This window comes from Mesotoga sp. H07pep.5.4 (genome assembly GCF_003664935.1).
In the GTDB taxonomy this organism is placed as follows: domain Bacteria; phylum Thermotogota; class Thermotogae; order Petrotogales; family Kosmotogaceae; genus Mesotoga; species Mesotoga prima.
On the sequence record NZ_JFHM01000014.1, the window covers coordinates 26,176 to 41,273 of the forward strand.

Here is a 15,098-nt window from a genome sequence, read left to right on the forward strand (position 1 = left end):
TTGGTGAAATATACAAGTTTGGGGGGTAATCGCTTTGGGAATTATTGAAGTCTCGGGCCTTTCGAAGAACTACAACGGCTTCACTGCCGTGAATAGTATCGACTTCTCGGTTGAAAGGGGAGAGGTATTCGGTTTCCTTGGACCTAATGGAGCCGGAAAGACTACGACGATAAACATGCTCACAGGTTTGGCAAGACCGACATCGGGAAGGATCGATATTGCAGGCAAAGACGGTATCAAAGAGATCAAGAAGGTTCAGAGATTGATCGGGATTGTTCCTGATGAGAGCAACCTTTACGATGATCTTAGCGGTTATGAGAACCTTGTCTTCTGTTCGGCTCTCTATGGGGTCAGAAAGTCTGAAAGAGAAGAAAAGGCGAGGTCTCTGCTGAAGCAGTTTGGCCTTGATGATACAGGAAAGAGACCGTTCAAGGCTTTTTCGAAGGGGATGAAAAGAAAGCTCACGATCGCCGCGGGCTTAATTCACGATCCAGAGATTCTCTTCCTCGATGAACCCACTACAGGCATCGACGTCGAAAGCGCAAGGCAGATAAGGTCTTTGGTAAGAGAACTGAACGACCGGGGAACCACGATCTTTCTGACCACGCATTACATAGAAGAGGCCGAAAGGTTGTGCGATAGGATTGGTTTCATCGTCGGGGGAAGAATTGTAAAGATAGGTACCGTGGCCGACCTGATGAAAGAAGCTCAGAGAGAAAATATTGTTGAATTCACTCTTGGAAGTGATCCCGTTGATCTCAAGAAGCAATTGATTGAAGAGTTCAGCAACGTGACTATAAACCTCCGACCTGGTAACACACTTAGAATAACCTCTTTGGAGCCAATAAAACTGATGCCGTTTATGAGCTTCTTCGGTTCCCGTGGGATCGATGTGTACGAGGCGAAGATAGTCAGACCGTCCCTTGAGGAGGTCTTTGTTAAAGTGACCGGAATAGAGGTTGAGAAGATGAAGACAGAGAAAGAGGGGAAGAAAAAATGAGTGGAGTAGCCTACTGGACAATCCTTATGAAGGATATGAAGAACTACTATTTGAAGCCACCAAACATAAGCTGGGGAATTGTGTTTCCTATCTCATGGACCCTCATGTTCTTTGTGCGATCGGGAAGCGACGTAGAAATAAGAGACATTTTGCCGGGGGTTATGGCTCTCTCCGTTCTCTTTGGGACTACATCGATGCTTGCAGTTACGATAACTTTCGAACGAAAAAGTAGGTCATTTGAACGCTTGCTTCTAGCTCCCATAAGCCTCAAGCTTCTAATGCTTGCAAAAACCACTGGGGCAATACTTTTCGGAATTATCAACGCTTTTGTTCCGGTTCTCTTTGCCCTCTTGATTGTCGACCTATCTGGAATAAACTGGTTCCTGGTTTCAGTTAGTGTGCTGCTAATTGCCGTGACTTCGACCTTTCTTGGTCTTTTCATAGCAGTTTCGGCTAGCGAAGTATTCGAAGCGCAGACGTTTTCTAACTTCTTCCGTTTTCCTATGATGTTTCTTTGTGGTCTCTTCATCCCTATAGAGAATCTGCCGGCGTTTTTGAGACCATTTTCCTTCGTCCTTCCACTGACCTATGGTGCCGATTCTCTTAAACACGCAATAAACAGAAATGGAATCATAGATCCTCTGGCGAGCGTTTTTATATTGCTGGGCTTTGCCGCACTGCTCTTTTTAATAAGTACGCGGAATATTGAGAGAAGATGGATCTACTAGAGTCCAGGGTTAAATGAGTCTGATTTTTCAGTAATCCTTTGGGACCAAGTACAATGTCTTCTTTTCGGTTGAAGCTGCGCCGATTACTCTGTCAAGAGCCTTTCTGAAATTCGACTCTGTTCTTTCCTTTGCCTTTCGCTGCGTATAACAGGTGGTCGGTCTTTTGAATGAAATGAGTCGCATCTTCGCCTGACCAGCTGGAGACACCAGCGCTCATCGTCACCTTAGGATATGTGGTCTTGGCCAGCTCATCCCGGAGACGATCTGCGGTAGAACTTGCCATTTGCAAATCGCTTGAGGGCAAAAGAACAAGAAATTCCTCGCCACCATACCTGAAAACGAAGTCAACCTTTCTTAGAGAGGACCTGATTATGCCCGCCACATTCTTGAGAAGGATGTCCCCCTGCAGGTGACCATAAGTATCGTTGACGTTTTTGAAGTTGTCAAGATCTATCATGATCATGGATAGAGGAGTCCCGTATCTTGTGGCTCTATTTATCTCTCTTTCTATTATGGGGTACATCTTCTTCTGGTTGAGGAGGCCGGTCAATGGATCTATCTCGGCCTGTTTCTCGAGTAGCTCATTTGCCTTCTTGAGTTTGCTGTCGATTTCGAGAAGTTCTTCATATTGCTTTTCGATAGTTGTCTTTGCTTCCTGAAGTTCTAAGTTCTGATTGCTCAGTAACTGTATTTCGTGCATCTTCTGCTGAAATCTGAATGAAGCCGCCAGCTCAGCGGCCCTGGCACTGCAGGTTTCCTTGTAAGTTCTTTGGGACAAGAGGTCAAGTTCCCTGTACGTTTCGAGAGCCAGCCCCTCTTCTCCAAGCTCTTCATGAATCTTAATCTTATTTCTTAGTGCGCCAGGCACTTTCGACATGCTTCCAGACTCTTTCTGATACTCTATATAACTTTCGATTTTTTCCAGAGCCTTTGCATAGTTGCCAGTTCCCATGTAGTACTGAGCCTTAAGAAAATCGAATTCAGCAGACCCTGCAGGATCTTCGATTTCTTTGACTAGAGGTTCGGTTTTCTTGAAGATCGCGGGAACTTCGTCATACCTTTCCCCGCTGATCAGCACTTCGGAGAGATTGAAGTAGCTGTTGCAGAGATCTGCTTTCTTTCCTAGAGAGAGCTTTATTTCTATTGCCTTGATCAAGCAATCCACGGCTTCTTCAAATCTTTCCAGACTTTTCAATGCGACGGCCTTGTTGTTCAGAAAGTTAGCTACCGCGAGATCATCACCCTTTATTCGAACGTATTCTAGAGCCTTATCGGTGTACTCGAGGGATTCTTCAAACCGCCCCATGTAGACATACACACCACCAATGTTTCCGATCACGTCGTTGACATCGTCGGCCGTTCCGAATTCCTTGAAAAGAACAACTGCCTTCAAGGCATATTCGATCGATGAATCGTAATTGCCCACAACGCATGAGTACTTAATCATGTTGTGCGTAATGTTTGCCAGCTCGATACATGCCGGGGCTTCAATTCTTGAAAGCTCCGCTTTAACAGTCTCCGACGCCAGAAGAGGGTTGCCCTCTTTGAACATTGTCTGTGAAAGCTCATTCAAAATTTTGAGCTTTTGCCGGAAATCCTTATCGGGGACTTCTGAATAGGCTTTCATAATCTCTTTGATCGATCTCTTCTCGGTCATCATTGCCTCCCACACATCTGCCGTGCAAAATTCTTTGCTCTTCTTCAACAATACAGAAATTAGAAGCGCTTGCAAACAAACAGAGAGTGACTTGAAAATTGTTCGATTGCATAATTTATTACATGATTACACAAGGTTATTTCATATGATTGAAAGCTATGCCACACCAATTAAGCAATTTCATGCCATCGTTTACCGAGGTTTGACGTCGGTGGTCAGAAGTAGGAAGAGCAAGAGAAACTGGTTCGCCGAGAAAAGCCGCTTCACGCTTGAGAGTACACGCTGTACGCTGATGAAGACTACGTTGTCCGTCAACGGTCCACCGTCCCCGTCGAGAATCGCGGTTCCTCGTTCCGACGCTACGCGTCCAGGCTCTTCGTTCTTGGAATTAATCTCGAAACAAGTTTGGGATGACAGAGTAAGGGCCTTCCACAAATCGATGTCGGGGTAGCTTTCTCAATTACAGAAAAACCCTAAACTGATGGCCGATTCTGTTCACGAGACCCCATACCCTGTAATCGAAACCTCGTTCGCGGCGTCATGAACTTGATTCAGAATCTCGCTCTTTCTAGCGTTCAGCGTTTCTTAGCAAGCGGGAAGCGGCTCTTCTCAATGAACGGAGAACCGCTCAACGGTCGACTAGTTTCTCTTGAACTTTCGAACGCCCAGCCACGGTTTCTCCAAAGCCCAGATCCTGAACAGGAGCGCTTCACTGACAAAATGAGTTCGTCTGATCAGATTACTTCAATTTGCTTGCTCTTTTTTTGGTTTTTGCCTCCTGGTGCGTAAGTGCCAACGTCACTTCCCTGGATGCCCTTCCGGGCATCACTTCCTCGCGCCAGAGAGCCCACTTCCTGCCGGAGGCAGCATCACTTCTGATCTTGATGCCACCAACCTCCGACCCCCAACCACGTTCTTGCAACTGATTCTTTCCTCTGAAAAGAAGCGTCGATATTGCCTTCTTGAATATGATCCCCACTCTAGTTCTTATCGCTGCTACTCTTAGTGTGTGATAACATCTAAGTGTCCCTCATCATTGTCGGCTTTTCGGGAAGTTCCGTATGAATGGTTTCCAGATGTATAGATAACAGGGGGTTTTTGAAATGGAAAGGTCTGTTGTAAGTCCTTCGGAAAATGCTGAGAGTTTTGTCGAGATAGGTTCTGCAAAAAACAATATGACTATCGTGAAGGAATTCGTGCTGGGTATTCTGGGCGGTGCATTCATTGCATTTGCGGCGCAGGGGTCCAACGTGGCGATACACACTATCGATTCAGTGGGGCTTTCCAAGACCCTGGCAGGCGCATTATTTGCGACGGGCCTTATGATGGTAGTCATTTCCGGAGCAGAGCTTTTCACGGGTAACAGTCTTATTGTCATTTCCTGTTTGCAAAAGAAGTCGAAATGGGTTTCTATGTTCAGGAACTGGCTCTTCGTTTACTTAGGAAACTTTGCGGGTTCCTTACTTATAGCTTACTTCGTTTTCCATTCAGGCCAGCTCGGCTTTTCCGAAGGTCTGCTGGGTGGATATACAATCAAGATTGCGGCTTATAAGACGGGTCTTAGTTTCGAAAGCGCATTCTTTATGGGGATTTTGTGCAACTGGCTCGTCTGCATAGCCATATGGATGGCATCCGCATCCAAAGACATAGCCGGCAAGATTCTCGCCATCTTCTTCCCGATATGGCTTTTCATTACCTCAGGCTTTGAACATTCCGTGGCAAACATGTATTATATTCCCGCAGGAATTCTCGCAACGGCAAATGAAGAATTTGCCCAGGCCGCGATTTCTCTTGGAGTCAGTGCTGAGCAGATCGCCAATCTAAACTGGGGAACTCTCTTCACGAAGAATCTAATACCGGTGACTCTTGGAAACATCGTAGGAGGCGCTTTCTTTGTCGGTACAATCTACTGGTTTGTCTACTTGAAGAAAGGAAAGTCGGCACAATAATGGTGATCCCGGACTGTAAGCTTCAAAGAAAGCGTAAGTATAAATTTAATTTGTTGGAAAAGCGATAAGAAAGGGCAGCGTACTTAATTTAATAGTGAGGTCGACGCCCAGATCCCGAAACAAGTTCGGGATGACAATGTTAGGCGATTACGAAAACGTCACATCCCGTCATTCTGAACTTGATTCAGAATCTCTCGTTTTTTCACTTTGATCAGGAATGAAGAACAGGTTTTTTTCGGAGAACGGAGAACCATTAAACGGCGAACCGGTTTCACTTAGCTCTTTCCAACCACCAACCTGCTACCCCCAGCCACGGTTTCTCCTAAACCAAGATCCCGAAACAAGTTCGGGATGACAATGTTAGGCGATTACGAAAACGTCACATCCCGTCATTCTGAACTTGATTCAGAATCTCTCGTTTTTTCACTTTGATCAGGAATGAAGAACAGGTTTTTTTCGGAGAACGGAGAACCATTCAACGGCGAACCAGTTTCTCTTGCTCTTTCCTACCACCAACCCGATACCCCCAACCACGGTTTCCCGAAGAGCAGATCCCGAAACAAGTTCGGGATGACAGAGTAAGGGACTTCCGAAAGCCGATATCGAGATAACTTCCTCAGTTACAGTGAAACCCTGAATTGGTGAGCCGGTTTTGTTCACGAAACCCCAGACTTGAAACCCGAGACCCGTTTTGTTAGGTCTTTTTACTTACAACTTGGAACTTGCATCTTGCAACTGATCCTTTGCTCTTTCCACCCCCCGACCTCCGACACCCCGACAACGGTCTTCAAAAGTGCAGATCCCGAAACAAGTTCGGGATGACAGTTATCGGCTTTTTCGAAGACGTCGCATCCCGTCATTCTGAACTTGATTCAGAATCTCTCGTTTTTTCACTTTGATCAGGAATGAAGAACAGGTTTTTTTCGGAGAACGGAGAACCATTCAACGGCGAACCAGTTTCTCTTGCTCTTTCCTACCACCAACCCGATACCCCCAACCACGGTTTCCCGAAGAGCAGATCCCGAAACAAGTTCGGGATGACAGAGTAAGGGACTTTCGAAAGCCGATATCGAGATAACTTCCTCAGTTACAGTGAAACCCTGAATTGGTGAGCCGGTTTTGTTCACGAAACCCCAGACTCGAAACCCGAGACCCGTTTTGTTAGGTCTTTTTACTTACAACTTGGAACTTGCATCTTGCAACTGATCCTTTGCTCTTTCCAACCCCCAACCCGCAACCCCCGACCACGGTTTTTCAAGAGCTCAGATCCTGAACAAGAGCACTTCAGTGACAAAATAAGTTCGTTCTGATCAGATCACTTTAATTTGCTTGCTCTTTTTCTTTGGTTTTTGCCTCCTGGCACGTAAGCGCCAGCATCACTTCCCCGGATGATCTTCCGGGCATCATTTCCTCGCGCCAGCGAGCCTCACTTCCTGCCGGAGGCAGCATCACTTCTAATCTTGATGCCACTAACCTGCTACCCCCAGCCACGGTCTTCGTACGACGACGGCGATATGCTATCATTTTTACACCACATTCAGGGATGGTGAAATGATGTTTGAATGCAGGAGAATAAGCAATCAGAAGGATTATCTTGATCTTATGAAATTCTCTTTCGGTATTACAGAAAATTGGATGAGGGTCGCTTCGAAACATGCTGGTGAGATCTTCAATAACGATCTAAGGGACCCCTTTGGGGCCTATGACGGTTCTACTCTTGCCGCCGAGTATCTTCTACTTTCTTTGAAGATGCGACTCAGAGATTCCGTCATTCCGATGGGTGGAATCGGCAACGTGTGTACAAGTCCCCTTTACAGGGGTAAGGGCGCAGTCAAATTCCTTCTGGAGAGATCACTCGAGACCATGAGAGAGAAGGGGCAGGCCGTATCTCTGCTCTATCCCTTTAGCAGGAGCTTCTACAGAAAGCTCGGATGGGAGGAGTTTGACACGATGCTCAGGGCGAAGTTCTCCCCAGGTTCTATAGATCTTCCCGATCAGAAGGTCGAAGTGATGATTGAGGAGATGGAAGATGCCGACGGCGAAATCAGGGAGTTCTACAACGAGTACGCAAGCAGTCACTACAGCATGATCTTGAGAGACGAAGAGATGTGGAAAAGCGATTTCGAGTTTCGAACCGATAACGATGTTTCCAAGAAATTCGTGAAGTTCAAGCGAGAAGGAAGGACTACGGGGATGCTCCGCTACGTCTTTCTCTACGATAAGTTTGACAAGGACAGCGGACTTAAGTTTTTAGTCACGATCTTCCTTGCGGACGATGTCGAAACAAGGCATGCAATGTTCCGTTTCTTGAAAGGTCTTTCTCTTCAAATCGATCAGATCCACGCCTTCCTTCCGCCTGATTTCCTTCTCTGGCCGTATCTAAAGGAAAGGCCGTCCGAGATGAAGATAGTACCCAGGACTATGATCAGAATCGTAGACCTCCAGCTACTAAATGGTCTGAGAATTGACGCTCCGGACATGCGGGTCGGAATCAAAATCGACGACAGTCAGGCATCCTGGAACGACGGAGTTTTCGAACTATGCGTTGAGAATGGAGAACTTAGCTTCTCGCCGAGTGACTCTTTTGATCTTGAGTGTGATATCTCGACCTTGTCTTCGGTTGTTGGCGGCAGCACTAATTTCAAAGAGATGATCGAGTTCGGCAGGGTTAAGGTATCGGACGGCTACAAAGGTCAGGATCTTCCAAAGAGCTTGCCCTTCGAGCTTCAACACTTCTAGTATTATCCTGACACCAATGAATATGCCCCGGCTCGATCCGGGGCATACTTATTCTTCTATGCTTTGTAGCATCAAACCAGACCAAGTCCACCGTCGGACATTATCACCTGGCCCGTTATCCAGTTCGATTCATCCGAAGCCAGGAATACCATGAGGCCTGTATGGTCTTCGGGATGACCAATCCTCCCGGCCGGAGTCTTTTCCTCTATTCTTTTCAGTACTTCGGGATGTTGAGAATAGAAGGGAGAAGTAAATGGAACGGTCTCTGTTGGACCGGGGGCAATGACGTTTACCTGAATATTGGCCGAGGCTAGTTCGAGCGCCATTACCTTTGAAATCGCAATAATCGCCGCTTTTGCTGCGCAGTGGCCTGCGTGCTCCTTTTCCGGAAAGAGGCCGCCAACCGAGGCCAGGTTGATGATCTTTCCGCCGCCGTTTTTCGACATCATCTTAGCAACAACCTGCGACAACATGAAGACTATTCTCACATTGACATGCCACTGCCTGTCAATCTCTTCTATTGGATGATCGACAAATGGTGCCCTGTAGATGTAGGCCGGGCAGTTAAGAAGGATGTCGACCTTCCATGTCTTTTCTGCCAGTAGATCTGAGATCTCATCCACATCTCTTTGACTGTCAATGTTTGCGCATATCGTCGAACAGAATCCCTTTCTCGATTCTTCAAGTTTCTTCTTCAAAGCTTCGAGCCTTTCCTCGTCTCTATCCAGCAGAATAACCTTTGCACCCTCGTTTACAAAGGCATTGGCAGCGGAGCTTCCAACTCTGCCAGCTCCGAAGATAAGGGCCGTCTTTCCGGTCAGTCTCTCACTCATTGTTCATTACCCCCGCTCTGCAATCGGAGGAAGGGTGAAATTCCTCCCCCGCTTCACTGAGATCTTTTTCCAGTTATTGAATTTATAAGCTGCTTCGCAGGTTGCTCTTATAGCGTTTTTGTTCGAAGGAGGAGTCTCCGGTCTTTCACCTCGTGAGATGTTGGATCCTGCGGTGCATATGGCGGCGGCGTTGATCTTCAGAAGAGAAGAAAGCACATAGAGAGTAGCCGCTTCCATGTCGAGCTGCAAGGCACCTGCCGCGATCCATTCTTCGAGCTTTCCGTAGATAGATGATGGGAAGTATTCTCTCAAGAGATCAGGCTTTGTTGCATAGAAGGAATCGAGTGAAAGACCGATTCCCACGTGATAGACCACACCGGCCTCTTCACAGGCTGAGATCAACGCCGTAAGTAGCCGGTAATCGGCTACGGCCGGGAAGTTCTCCGGAATGAAGAGGTTTGCTGTCCCCGAGTATCTTATGCAACTCGAAAGCACGATCAAGTCTCCCGGTTTCACATCGTCGGCAAGTCCTCCGGAGGTTCCAACACGGATAATTGTCTTAACGCCTAGCCTGTTTAGCTCGACCACCGCGATCTCAGTCGACGGTCCTCCGATTCCGCTTGAACATACAGTAAGTGGCAGGCCTTTATAGGTTCCGGTAACGGTTACGTAGTCTCTGTTGTTTCCTATTTCCTCCACATTACTCAGACACTCTCCGATCTCGTAAACTCTTGCCGGATCACCAGGCAGAAGAGCTATCTCGGGAAGGGAGTCGTTGGAAATCTGCAAGTGGTTTTTCGCCTTCTTCGAATTATTCATGAAATCATCCTTTCAATCCCGTTCCGCTTATCCCCCTTACGAAGTACTTCTGGAGGAATAGGAAGAGAATTACCGGCGGCAGACTGCCGGCGATGGCCGAGCTGAAGAGATTTGCCCAACTTGTATTTTCCGTTGATCTATGTGCAGCGATGGCTACCTGTACAACTTCGAATCTGCTTGAATGGGTTGCTACAAGAGGCCAGAACAGCGAGTTCCACTGGAACATGAAGACCATTACGATTACCGTGACTATGGCCGGAACGCTCAGCGGAAGGACTATCCTCCAGTAGATTCTGAACCAGGACGCGCCGTCTATTCTTGCCGCTTCCATGATCTCTGAAGGCACTTCAGAGAAGAACTGCCTGAAAAGGAATATCGCAAGGCCGTTGGCTACGCCCGGAAGAATGAGAGCCCAGTATGTGTTGTCTATATGTAGCTGTTTTATGAGTATATAAAGCGGTATGACAATAGACTCGAAGGGAACCATAAAAGTAATTAGCACTATTGTGAAGAGCGCAGCCTTGCCTCTGAATTCGAACTTCGCAAGCGCGAAGCCTGCCATGGAGGCGACCAGGACCGTAAGAACTATGGTCGACACCGAAACGAAAAGGCTGTTCATGAGAGCCCTGCCAAAGTTGAGGTTGACAAATATATGTACGAAATTCTCCAGCGTCGGTTGAGTCGGAATGAAACTCTTCCAGGTCAGAGGATTGGCGTACTCGTAGAGCGGACTGGCAGGCCTCAAAGCGGATGCAACGACCCAGATAAGTGGGATCAGAAAGAAAAGACTTATAATGCCGAGAACGGCAAAGAGAATAAGTGTTTTCCAAAGGCTTCGCTTCTTCATGATTCCACCTCAATACTCGAATCGAGCTCTTGTAAATCTCAGCTCGAAGAAACTGAAAACAAGGATGATTCCCAACAAGATAGTAGTGATCGCAGAGGCCCTTCCCATGTCGAGATTTACGAAGGCGCTCTTGTAAGACTCGTACATCAGGAGATTTGTCGAGCCCATGGGGCCACCCTTGGTAATTATGTAGACCGGCGCGAAACTAAGAAAATTGAAGGCCGTATTTGCAACGAGAACAAATGAAATGGTCCTAGTAAGCAGAGGCAACGTTATCTTGAAAGTCTTCCTCAAAGTTGAGGCCCCGTCGATCTCGGCAGCTTCGTACAGTGTCTCGGGAATGTTCTGCAATCCGGCCAGAAAGTACATCATCCAGTAACCCGAGCTTCTCCAGACGTTAAGAAGTATCAGCGCCCAAAGCGCCTGATCGGGAGAGGCGAAGAAGGGCTGAGGTTTGAAGCCGAACATGGTCAGAAAGCTGTTTGCCAGCCCGTTATACGGATCGAGGACTATCATCCAGATTACCGAGACAACGGCGAACGAGATCGCCGTCGGCAAGAAGAAGACAGTCCTGAAGAACTTGGTGAAGAAGTGGCTGGAATTCAGAAGCAACGCCATCAACAATGAGGTCAGGACAATCAAGGGATTAACGATTATCGAGTACAAGAGAGTAACAGAAAAGGATTTCCAGAAAACGGGATCATGCTTGAAGAGGTATTCATAGTTTTCAAAACCTACGAATGACTTTGTCCCGGTGTAACTCGTCATAGTAAGGCTCTCAATAACCGAGACGCCTATTGGCCAGATCTTGAATACAAGAAGAAATACCAGCGCGGGCAGAACAAAAAGCCACGCTACTTTGTTATTTCGAAACATCTGCACACCATCCGGAATAATCTAGATTCAGGCACGATCCCTGGAAAACTATCTGTACTTTCTAAGTTCTCTGTCTATTCGTACGGCGACCTCTTCAAGAGTGCTTCTTGGATCGGCACCGTAGTGAATAGAGTTGAATGCCTCCCGCAGCATTAGCTCGTACTGAGAGTATCCGGGTGTTCTCGGTCTCGGGACTGCGGTGGTCTCCATTTCTTTAACGAAGAGCTGCCACATTGGGTTATCGAAAACCTCGGGAAGGGCCTCGTAAACATCTGGCCTTGCCGGTGCAATACCGTTCAGCTTGTGCCAGGTTATTACCGCTTCCTTACCTGTAATATACTTTGTGAAGGCCAGAGCCTCCTCAAGCTTCTTTGTCTTGGAGTTAATTCCAACATGCCAGCTGCCTGTCGGGGTGACTGCAATTCCGCCCTCGAAATAGGGGAAGGGGGAAAGTCCATAATCCACGTCGGGATACTGGAGCATCCTTCTCAAGTTCCACTCGTTTCCAAGCATCATTGCGGCTCTGCCAGTTCCGAAATACTCTCGTGAAATAGCCGAGTCGTTGAGCCCTTGGGGACTGACCTTCCATTCGTTGAAGAGTTTCCAGTAGAAGGTGATTCCTTCAACAAACTCATCTGAAGTGATATATCCCTGAGATTCAAGCCCGTCGTCAGAAAGGACTTTCGCGCCTAGTGACTGAACCATGGGGAAGATCAGATACGGTCTGTCTATCTGTTCAATCACAAGACCCCAGATATCTGTAAGTCCGTCACCATTGGTATCTTTGGTGAGTTTCTTCGCAATTTCGGCCACCTCTTCCCACGTAAGTCTCTCTTCTATTGTCTCCGGCAGAAATGGAACACCGTATTCCTCGAAGATAGCTTTATTGTAGAATATGCCGGCCGATGAAGTTCCGTAAGGAACCGAATAGAAAGTGCCCTGATAGCTGCCCTCTTCTATAGAGGCATCGAACCACGCAGACATCTCCTCATCGCTGAAGTGTTCATCCAGGGGAAGGAGATAGCCTCGTGCCGCATAAGAGGCCGTGTTTGGACCATCCACAATATACACATCCGGTGTACCATCGCCAGCCGCAAGTCTGACTTCGATCGTCTGGAAAAGCTGGCCGAAGGGGACCAGTTGAATATCCACGTCGATTCCTGTCTCTTCTTTGAACGCATTGACGAGCTGCATAACCTGATCCTGGGGCCACCCCATCCATAGGACCTCAATGGTTGTGGCTGAAAGCATAACACCCAGTAATAGAACCGTCACCAGTAAAAGCTTTCTCATTTCCCTACACCTCCTGTTTAGCTATCTATCTCAACGTCTTCTGATGAGCTTGAAAGTGAATTTTCCCGACGGAAAGTAACTCTTCGAATACAGAACCTTTCTATCCAAAACGTCGTAATGAATCTGCTCCAGTAAGAGAAGTGAAGTACCCACGTCGACCTTGAGCCTTTCAGATAGGACTTCGTCACAACTTGAAGGAATTAAATCGCACTCGGCATATCTGATATCGATATTATAGTGTTTACCCAGTCCCTCAAAGACAGAATTGTGAATTCTGTCGGGATCTATATCTTTCACTATGGACTTCGGAATGTAATCAATGCAAACGGCAACGGGCATTTCCGAAGCGTATTTGGTAGTCTCAAGAACATGAACCAGACAGCCGACTTCCAGGTCGAGGAACTCACAGATTTTTTCTTCGCAAACACACTGATCGAATCGGCTTATCTCGCTTCTGGCAGAATGACCCTGGGATTCGATAAAGCTCCCTATGCTTGAGAGCCTCTCGATTCCTCCCCTAATGATCGGATATCTATCTGTAACGAAAGTCCCAATTCCATGCTTCTTAAGTAGCAAACCCTCTCTTTGAAGGAGGCCGATAGCTTCTCTCAGGGAATTCCTGCTAACCCCAAGCTCATGAGCAAGGTCCGGTTCCGAGGGCAATCTCTCTCCTGCTTTGAGTTCACCATTCAAGATCAGTTTTCTCAATTCGCTATGAATCTTCCCAGAAAGTGAGACATGGGAATTGTGGTCGATACCTATCTCCCTCATTCGCACCGCCTCTTGAATGTTGTAGGATGTCCTACAACTTAATATACACTATTCATCTTCAGAAACAAAGACCGTAGAACCCTTTTAGTTTGCGATTTGCCATCATCGGTCCACTGTACTTGGAATCGGAATTCCGGCAAAGATCGTGCTGGATCGCAAGGCTGGGCAGGGACATCCCAGGTCGCAATGCCGGCTAAGAACATGCCGGGACGCGAGGCCGACTGCTTCGGGAAGTGATGCCCTTATAGAACATTGGACGCAATGCACTGAGGAGTATCAGTGGACGCAAGGCTGGGCAAGAAGTGCCCAGGTCGCAATGCCCGCTTCGCGGGGAAAGAGCGGATGAACGCTGCTGAAAACACGTTGTCCGTCAACGGTCCACCGTCCCCGCCAAGCGGTTAAGACCCAGATCCCGAAACAAGTTCGGGATGACATTGTGAGGGGCTTCTTGAATCTGTTGCAGGATAATCTTTTTAGTTGCAGTGAGCCCGTGGATTGATTGCCGTTTCTGTTAACGAGACCCCGACCCTGTAATCGAAACCCCGTACTCGGCGTCATGAACTTGTTTCAGCATCCCGGTCCTGGAACCGCTGGACGCTTAAGAGTGAGAACCCGCTGGTCGCTGAGCGAAAGAATCCGTCATTCTGAACTTGATTCAGAATCTCTCGTTTTTTCACTTTGACCAAGAACGAAGGACAGGTTTTTTATTCGGAGAACGGAGAAGCTCTCAACGGTCAACCAGTTGCATTTGCTTTTCCAACCTCCGACCCCCAACCCCCAACCACGTCTTCAAAAGTGCAGATCCCGAAACAAGTTCGGGATGACAGAGTAAGGGACTTCCACAAATCGGTGTCGGGAAAGCTTCCTCAGTTGCAGCAAAACCTTGAATTGTAAGCTAGTTCTGTTCACGAGACCCATACCCTGTAATCAATACCCCGCCCTTCGCGTCATTCTGAACTTGATTCAGAATCTCGCTCTTTCCAGCGTTCAGCGTTTCTTAGCAAGCGGGAAGCGGCTCTTCTCGATAAACGGAGAACCATCAAGCGAGAACCGGTTTGTCTTGATCTTCCGAGACCCGAAACCCGTTTTGCTGGGCTTTTTTACCTGGCACACTACAACTCACAACTTGCAACTGGTTTTTCGTCTTCCCTTCCAACCACTGGCCTCTAACCTCTAACTTCTCCAAAGCCCAGATCCTGAACAGGAGCACTTCAGGATTACAGAATAGGTTTGTTCTAATCAGATTACATTAGTTTGCCCGCTCTTTTTCTTTGGTTTTTGCCTCCTGGTGCGTAAACGCCAACATCGCTTCCCCGGATGACCTTCCAGGCATCACTTCCTCGCGCCAGCGAGCCTCACTTCCTGCCGGAGGCAGCATCACTTCTGATCTTGATGCCACCAACCTCCGACCACTTGCAAATGTTTGACCAAGAACGAAGAACAGATTCTTGCTCTGGAACCAAGAACATGCTCTATTCAGTGAACGGTGAACCATTCAACGAAGAACCATTTTCTCCTGCTCTTTGTCTTTGCGAATGAAATCGAATTAGGTTTATCTAATATAATAGTGGAGAGACTTGAAGCTT

Annotated in this window: 13 protein-coding genes; 4 read left to right on the forward strand and 9 right to left on the reverse strand. The window is 47.4% G+C overall.

All coding sequences use genetic code 11. From position 1 onward, the window contains the following. The first annotated feature begins 34 nt into the window (after positions 1-34). Positions 35-1,000, forward strand: a complete 966-nt coding sequence (locus Y696_RS08180; protein WP_099772492.1) for an ABC transporter ATP-binding protein — start codon at positions 35-37, stop codon at positions 998-1,000. Then, on the forward strand, positions 997-1,728 hold the full coding sequence (locus tag Y696_RS08185) for an ABC transporter permease (protein ID WP_014731249.1): 732 nt from the start codon (positions 997-999) through the stop codon (positions 1,726-1,728). The genes Y696_RS08180 and Y696_RS08185 overlap by 4 nt, the downstream gene beginning before the upstream one ends. Positions 1,729-1,819: 91 nt before the next feature. Here Y696_RS08185 and Y696_RS08190 read toward each other — a convergent pair whose 3' ends face one another. After that, the gene (locus tag Y696_RS08190) at positions 1,820-3,385 is read right to left on the reverse strand and encodes a tetratricopeptide repeat-containing diguanylate cyclase (protein WP_099772493.1); all 1,566 of its coding nucleotides are present in this window, start codon (positions 3,383-3,385) and stop codon (positions 1,820-1,822) included. Between the two features lie 1,103 nt (positions 3,386-4,488). Between Y696_RS08190 and Y696_RS08200 the strand changes: the two genes are divergently transcribed. After that, a complete protein-coding gene (locus Y696_RS08200) occupies positions 4,489-5,334 on the forward strand; it encodes a formate/nitrite transporter family protein (protein ID WP_121510224.1) in 846 nt (281 codons plus the stop codon). A 1,320-nt stretch (positions 5,335-6,654) separates the two neighbouring features. On the opposite strand, the gene Y696_RS08215 is transcribed toward Y696_RS08200, so the two are convergent. After that, the gene (locus Y696_RS08215) at positions 6,655-6,804 is read right to left on the reverse strand and encodes a hydrolase-like protein (RefSeq protein WP_121510225.1); all 150 of its coding nucleotides are present in this window, start codon (positions 6,802-6,804) and stop codon (positions 6,655-6,657) included. A gap of 84 nt (positions 6,805-6,888) precedes the next feature. Here Y696_RS08215 and eis point away from each other — a divergent pair, with 84 nt between their 5' ends. Next, positions 6,889-8,073 carry an enhanced intracellular survival protein Eis gene (eis, locus tag Y696_RS08220; RefSeq protein WP_259459896.1) on the forward strand — a complete coding sequence of 395 codons (1,185 nt, stop codon included), beginning with the start codon at positions 6,889-6,891 and terminating at the stop codon, positions 8,071-8,073. Positions 8,074-8,144: 71 nt separating this feature from the next. Here the strand turns inward: eis and Y696_RS08225 are convergent, their stop codons facing one another. From Y696_RS08225 to Y696_RS08255, 7 genes are all read right to left on the reverse strand, one after another. Then, on the reverse strand, positions 8,145-8,906 hold the full coding sequence (locus Y696_RS08225) for an SDR family NAD(P)-dependent oxidoreductase (protein WP_121510227.1): 762 nt from the start codon (positions 8,904-8,906) through the stop codon (positions 8,145-8,147). 6 nt (positions 8,907-8,912) lie between these two features. Further along, on the reverse strand, positions 8,913-9,725 hold the full coding sequence (locus Y696_RS08230) for a nucleoside phosphorylase (RefSeq protein WP_121510228.1): 813 nt from the start codon (positions 9,723-9,725) through the stop codon (positions 8,913-8,915). A gap of 4 nt (positions 9,726-9,729) precedes the next feature. Then, complete coding sequence (locus Y696_RS08235; protein WP_121510229.1) at positions 9,730-10,572, reverse strand: carbohydrate ABC transporter permease; 843 nt, start codon at positions 10,570-10,572, stop codon at positions 9,730-9,732. Between the two features lie 9 nt (positions 10,573-10,581). Beyond that, entirely contained in the window at positions 10,582-11,448 is an 867-nt protein-coding gene (locus tag Y696_RS08240) for a carbohydrate ABC transporter permease (protein ID WP_121510230.1), read from the reverse strand. Between the two features lie 48 nt (positions 11,449-11,496). Beyond that, positions 11,497-12,741: an ABC transporter substrate-binding protein gene (locus Y696_RS08245; RefSeq protein ID WP_121510231.1), complete on the reverse strand. Its 1,245-nt coding sequence runs from the start codon at positions 12,739-12,741 to the stop codon at positions 11,497-11,499. Between the two features lie 30 nt (positions 12,742-12,771). Then, positions 12,772-13,512: a GntR family transcriptional regulator gene (locus Y696_RS08250; RefSeq protein ID WP_121510232.1), complete on the reverse strand. Its 741-nt coding sequence runs from the start codon at positions 13,510-13,512 to the stop codon at positions 12,772-12,774. Positions 13,513-14,761: 1,249 nt separating this feature from the next. Beyond that, a complete protein-coding gene (locus Y696_RS08255) occupies positions 14,762-14,911 on the reverse strand; it encodes a hydrolase-like protein (protein WP_121510233.1) in 150 nt (49 codons plus the stop codon). Between the last annotated feature and the right edge of the window lie 187 nt (positions 14,912-15,098).

What these genes read in the sequence shown, in the direction of transcription:
- Y696_RS08245 (WP_121510231.1), bottom strand. Translation starts at nt 12,741, where the DNA reads ATGAGAAAGCTTTTACTGGTGACGGTTCTATTACTGGGTGTTATGCTT.
- Y696_RS08200 (WP_121510224.1), top strand. Translation starts at nt 4,489, where the DNA reads ATGGAAAGGTCTGTTGTAAGTCCTTCGGAAAATGCTGAGAGTTTTGTC.
- Y696_RS08185 (WP_014731249.1), top strand. Translation starts at nt 997, where the DNA reads ATGAGTGGAGTAGCCTACTGGACAATCCTTATGAAGGATATGAAGAAC.
- Y696_RS08230 (WP_121510228.1), bottom strand. Translation starts at nt 9,725, where the DNA reads ATGAATAATTCGAAGAAGGCGAAAAACCACTTGCAGATTTCCAACGAC.
- Y696_RS08240 (WP_121510230.1), bottom strand. Translation starts at nt 11,448, where the DNA reads ATGTTTCGAAATAACAAAGTAGCGTGGCTTTTTGTTCTGCCCGCGCTG.
- Y696_RS08235 (WP_121510229.1), bottom strand. Translation starts at nt 10,572, where the DNA reads ATGAAGAAGCGAAGCCTTTGGAAAACACTTATTCTCTTTGCCGTTCTC.
- Y696_RS08190 (WP_099772493.1), bottom strand. Translation starts at nt 3,385, where the DNA reads ATGACCGAGAAGAGATCGATCAAAGAGATTATGAAAGCCTATTCAGAA.
- Y696_RS08250 (WP_121510232.1), bottom strand. Translation starts at nt 13,512, where the DNA reads ATGAGGGAGATAGGTATCGACCACAATTCCCATGTCTCACTTTCTGGG.
- eis (WP_259459896.1), top strand. Translation starts at nt 6,889, where the DNA reads ATGTTTGAATGCAGGAGAATAAGCAATCAGAAGGATTATCTTGATCTT.
- Y696_RS08225 (WP_121510227.1), bottom strand. Translation starts at nt 8,906, where the DNA reads ATGAGTGAGAGACTGACCGGAAAGACGGCCCTTATCTTCGGAGCTGGC.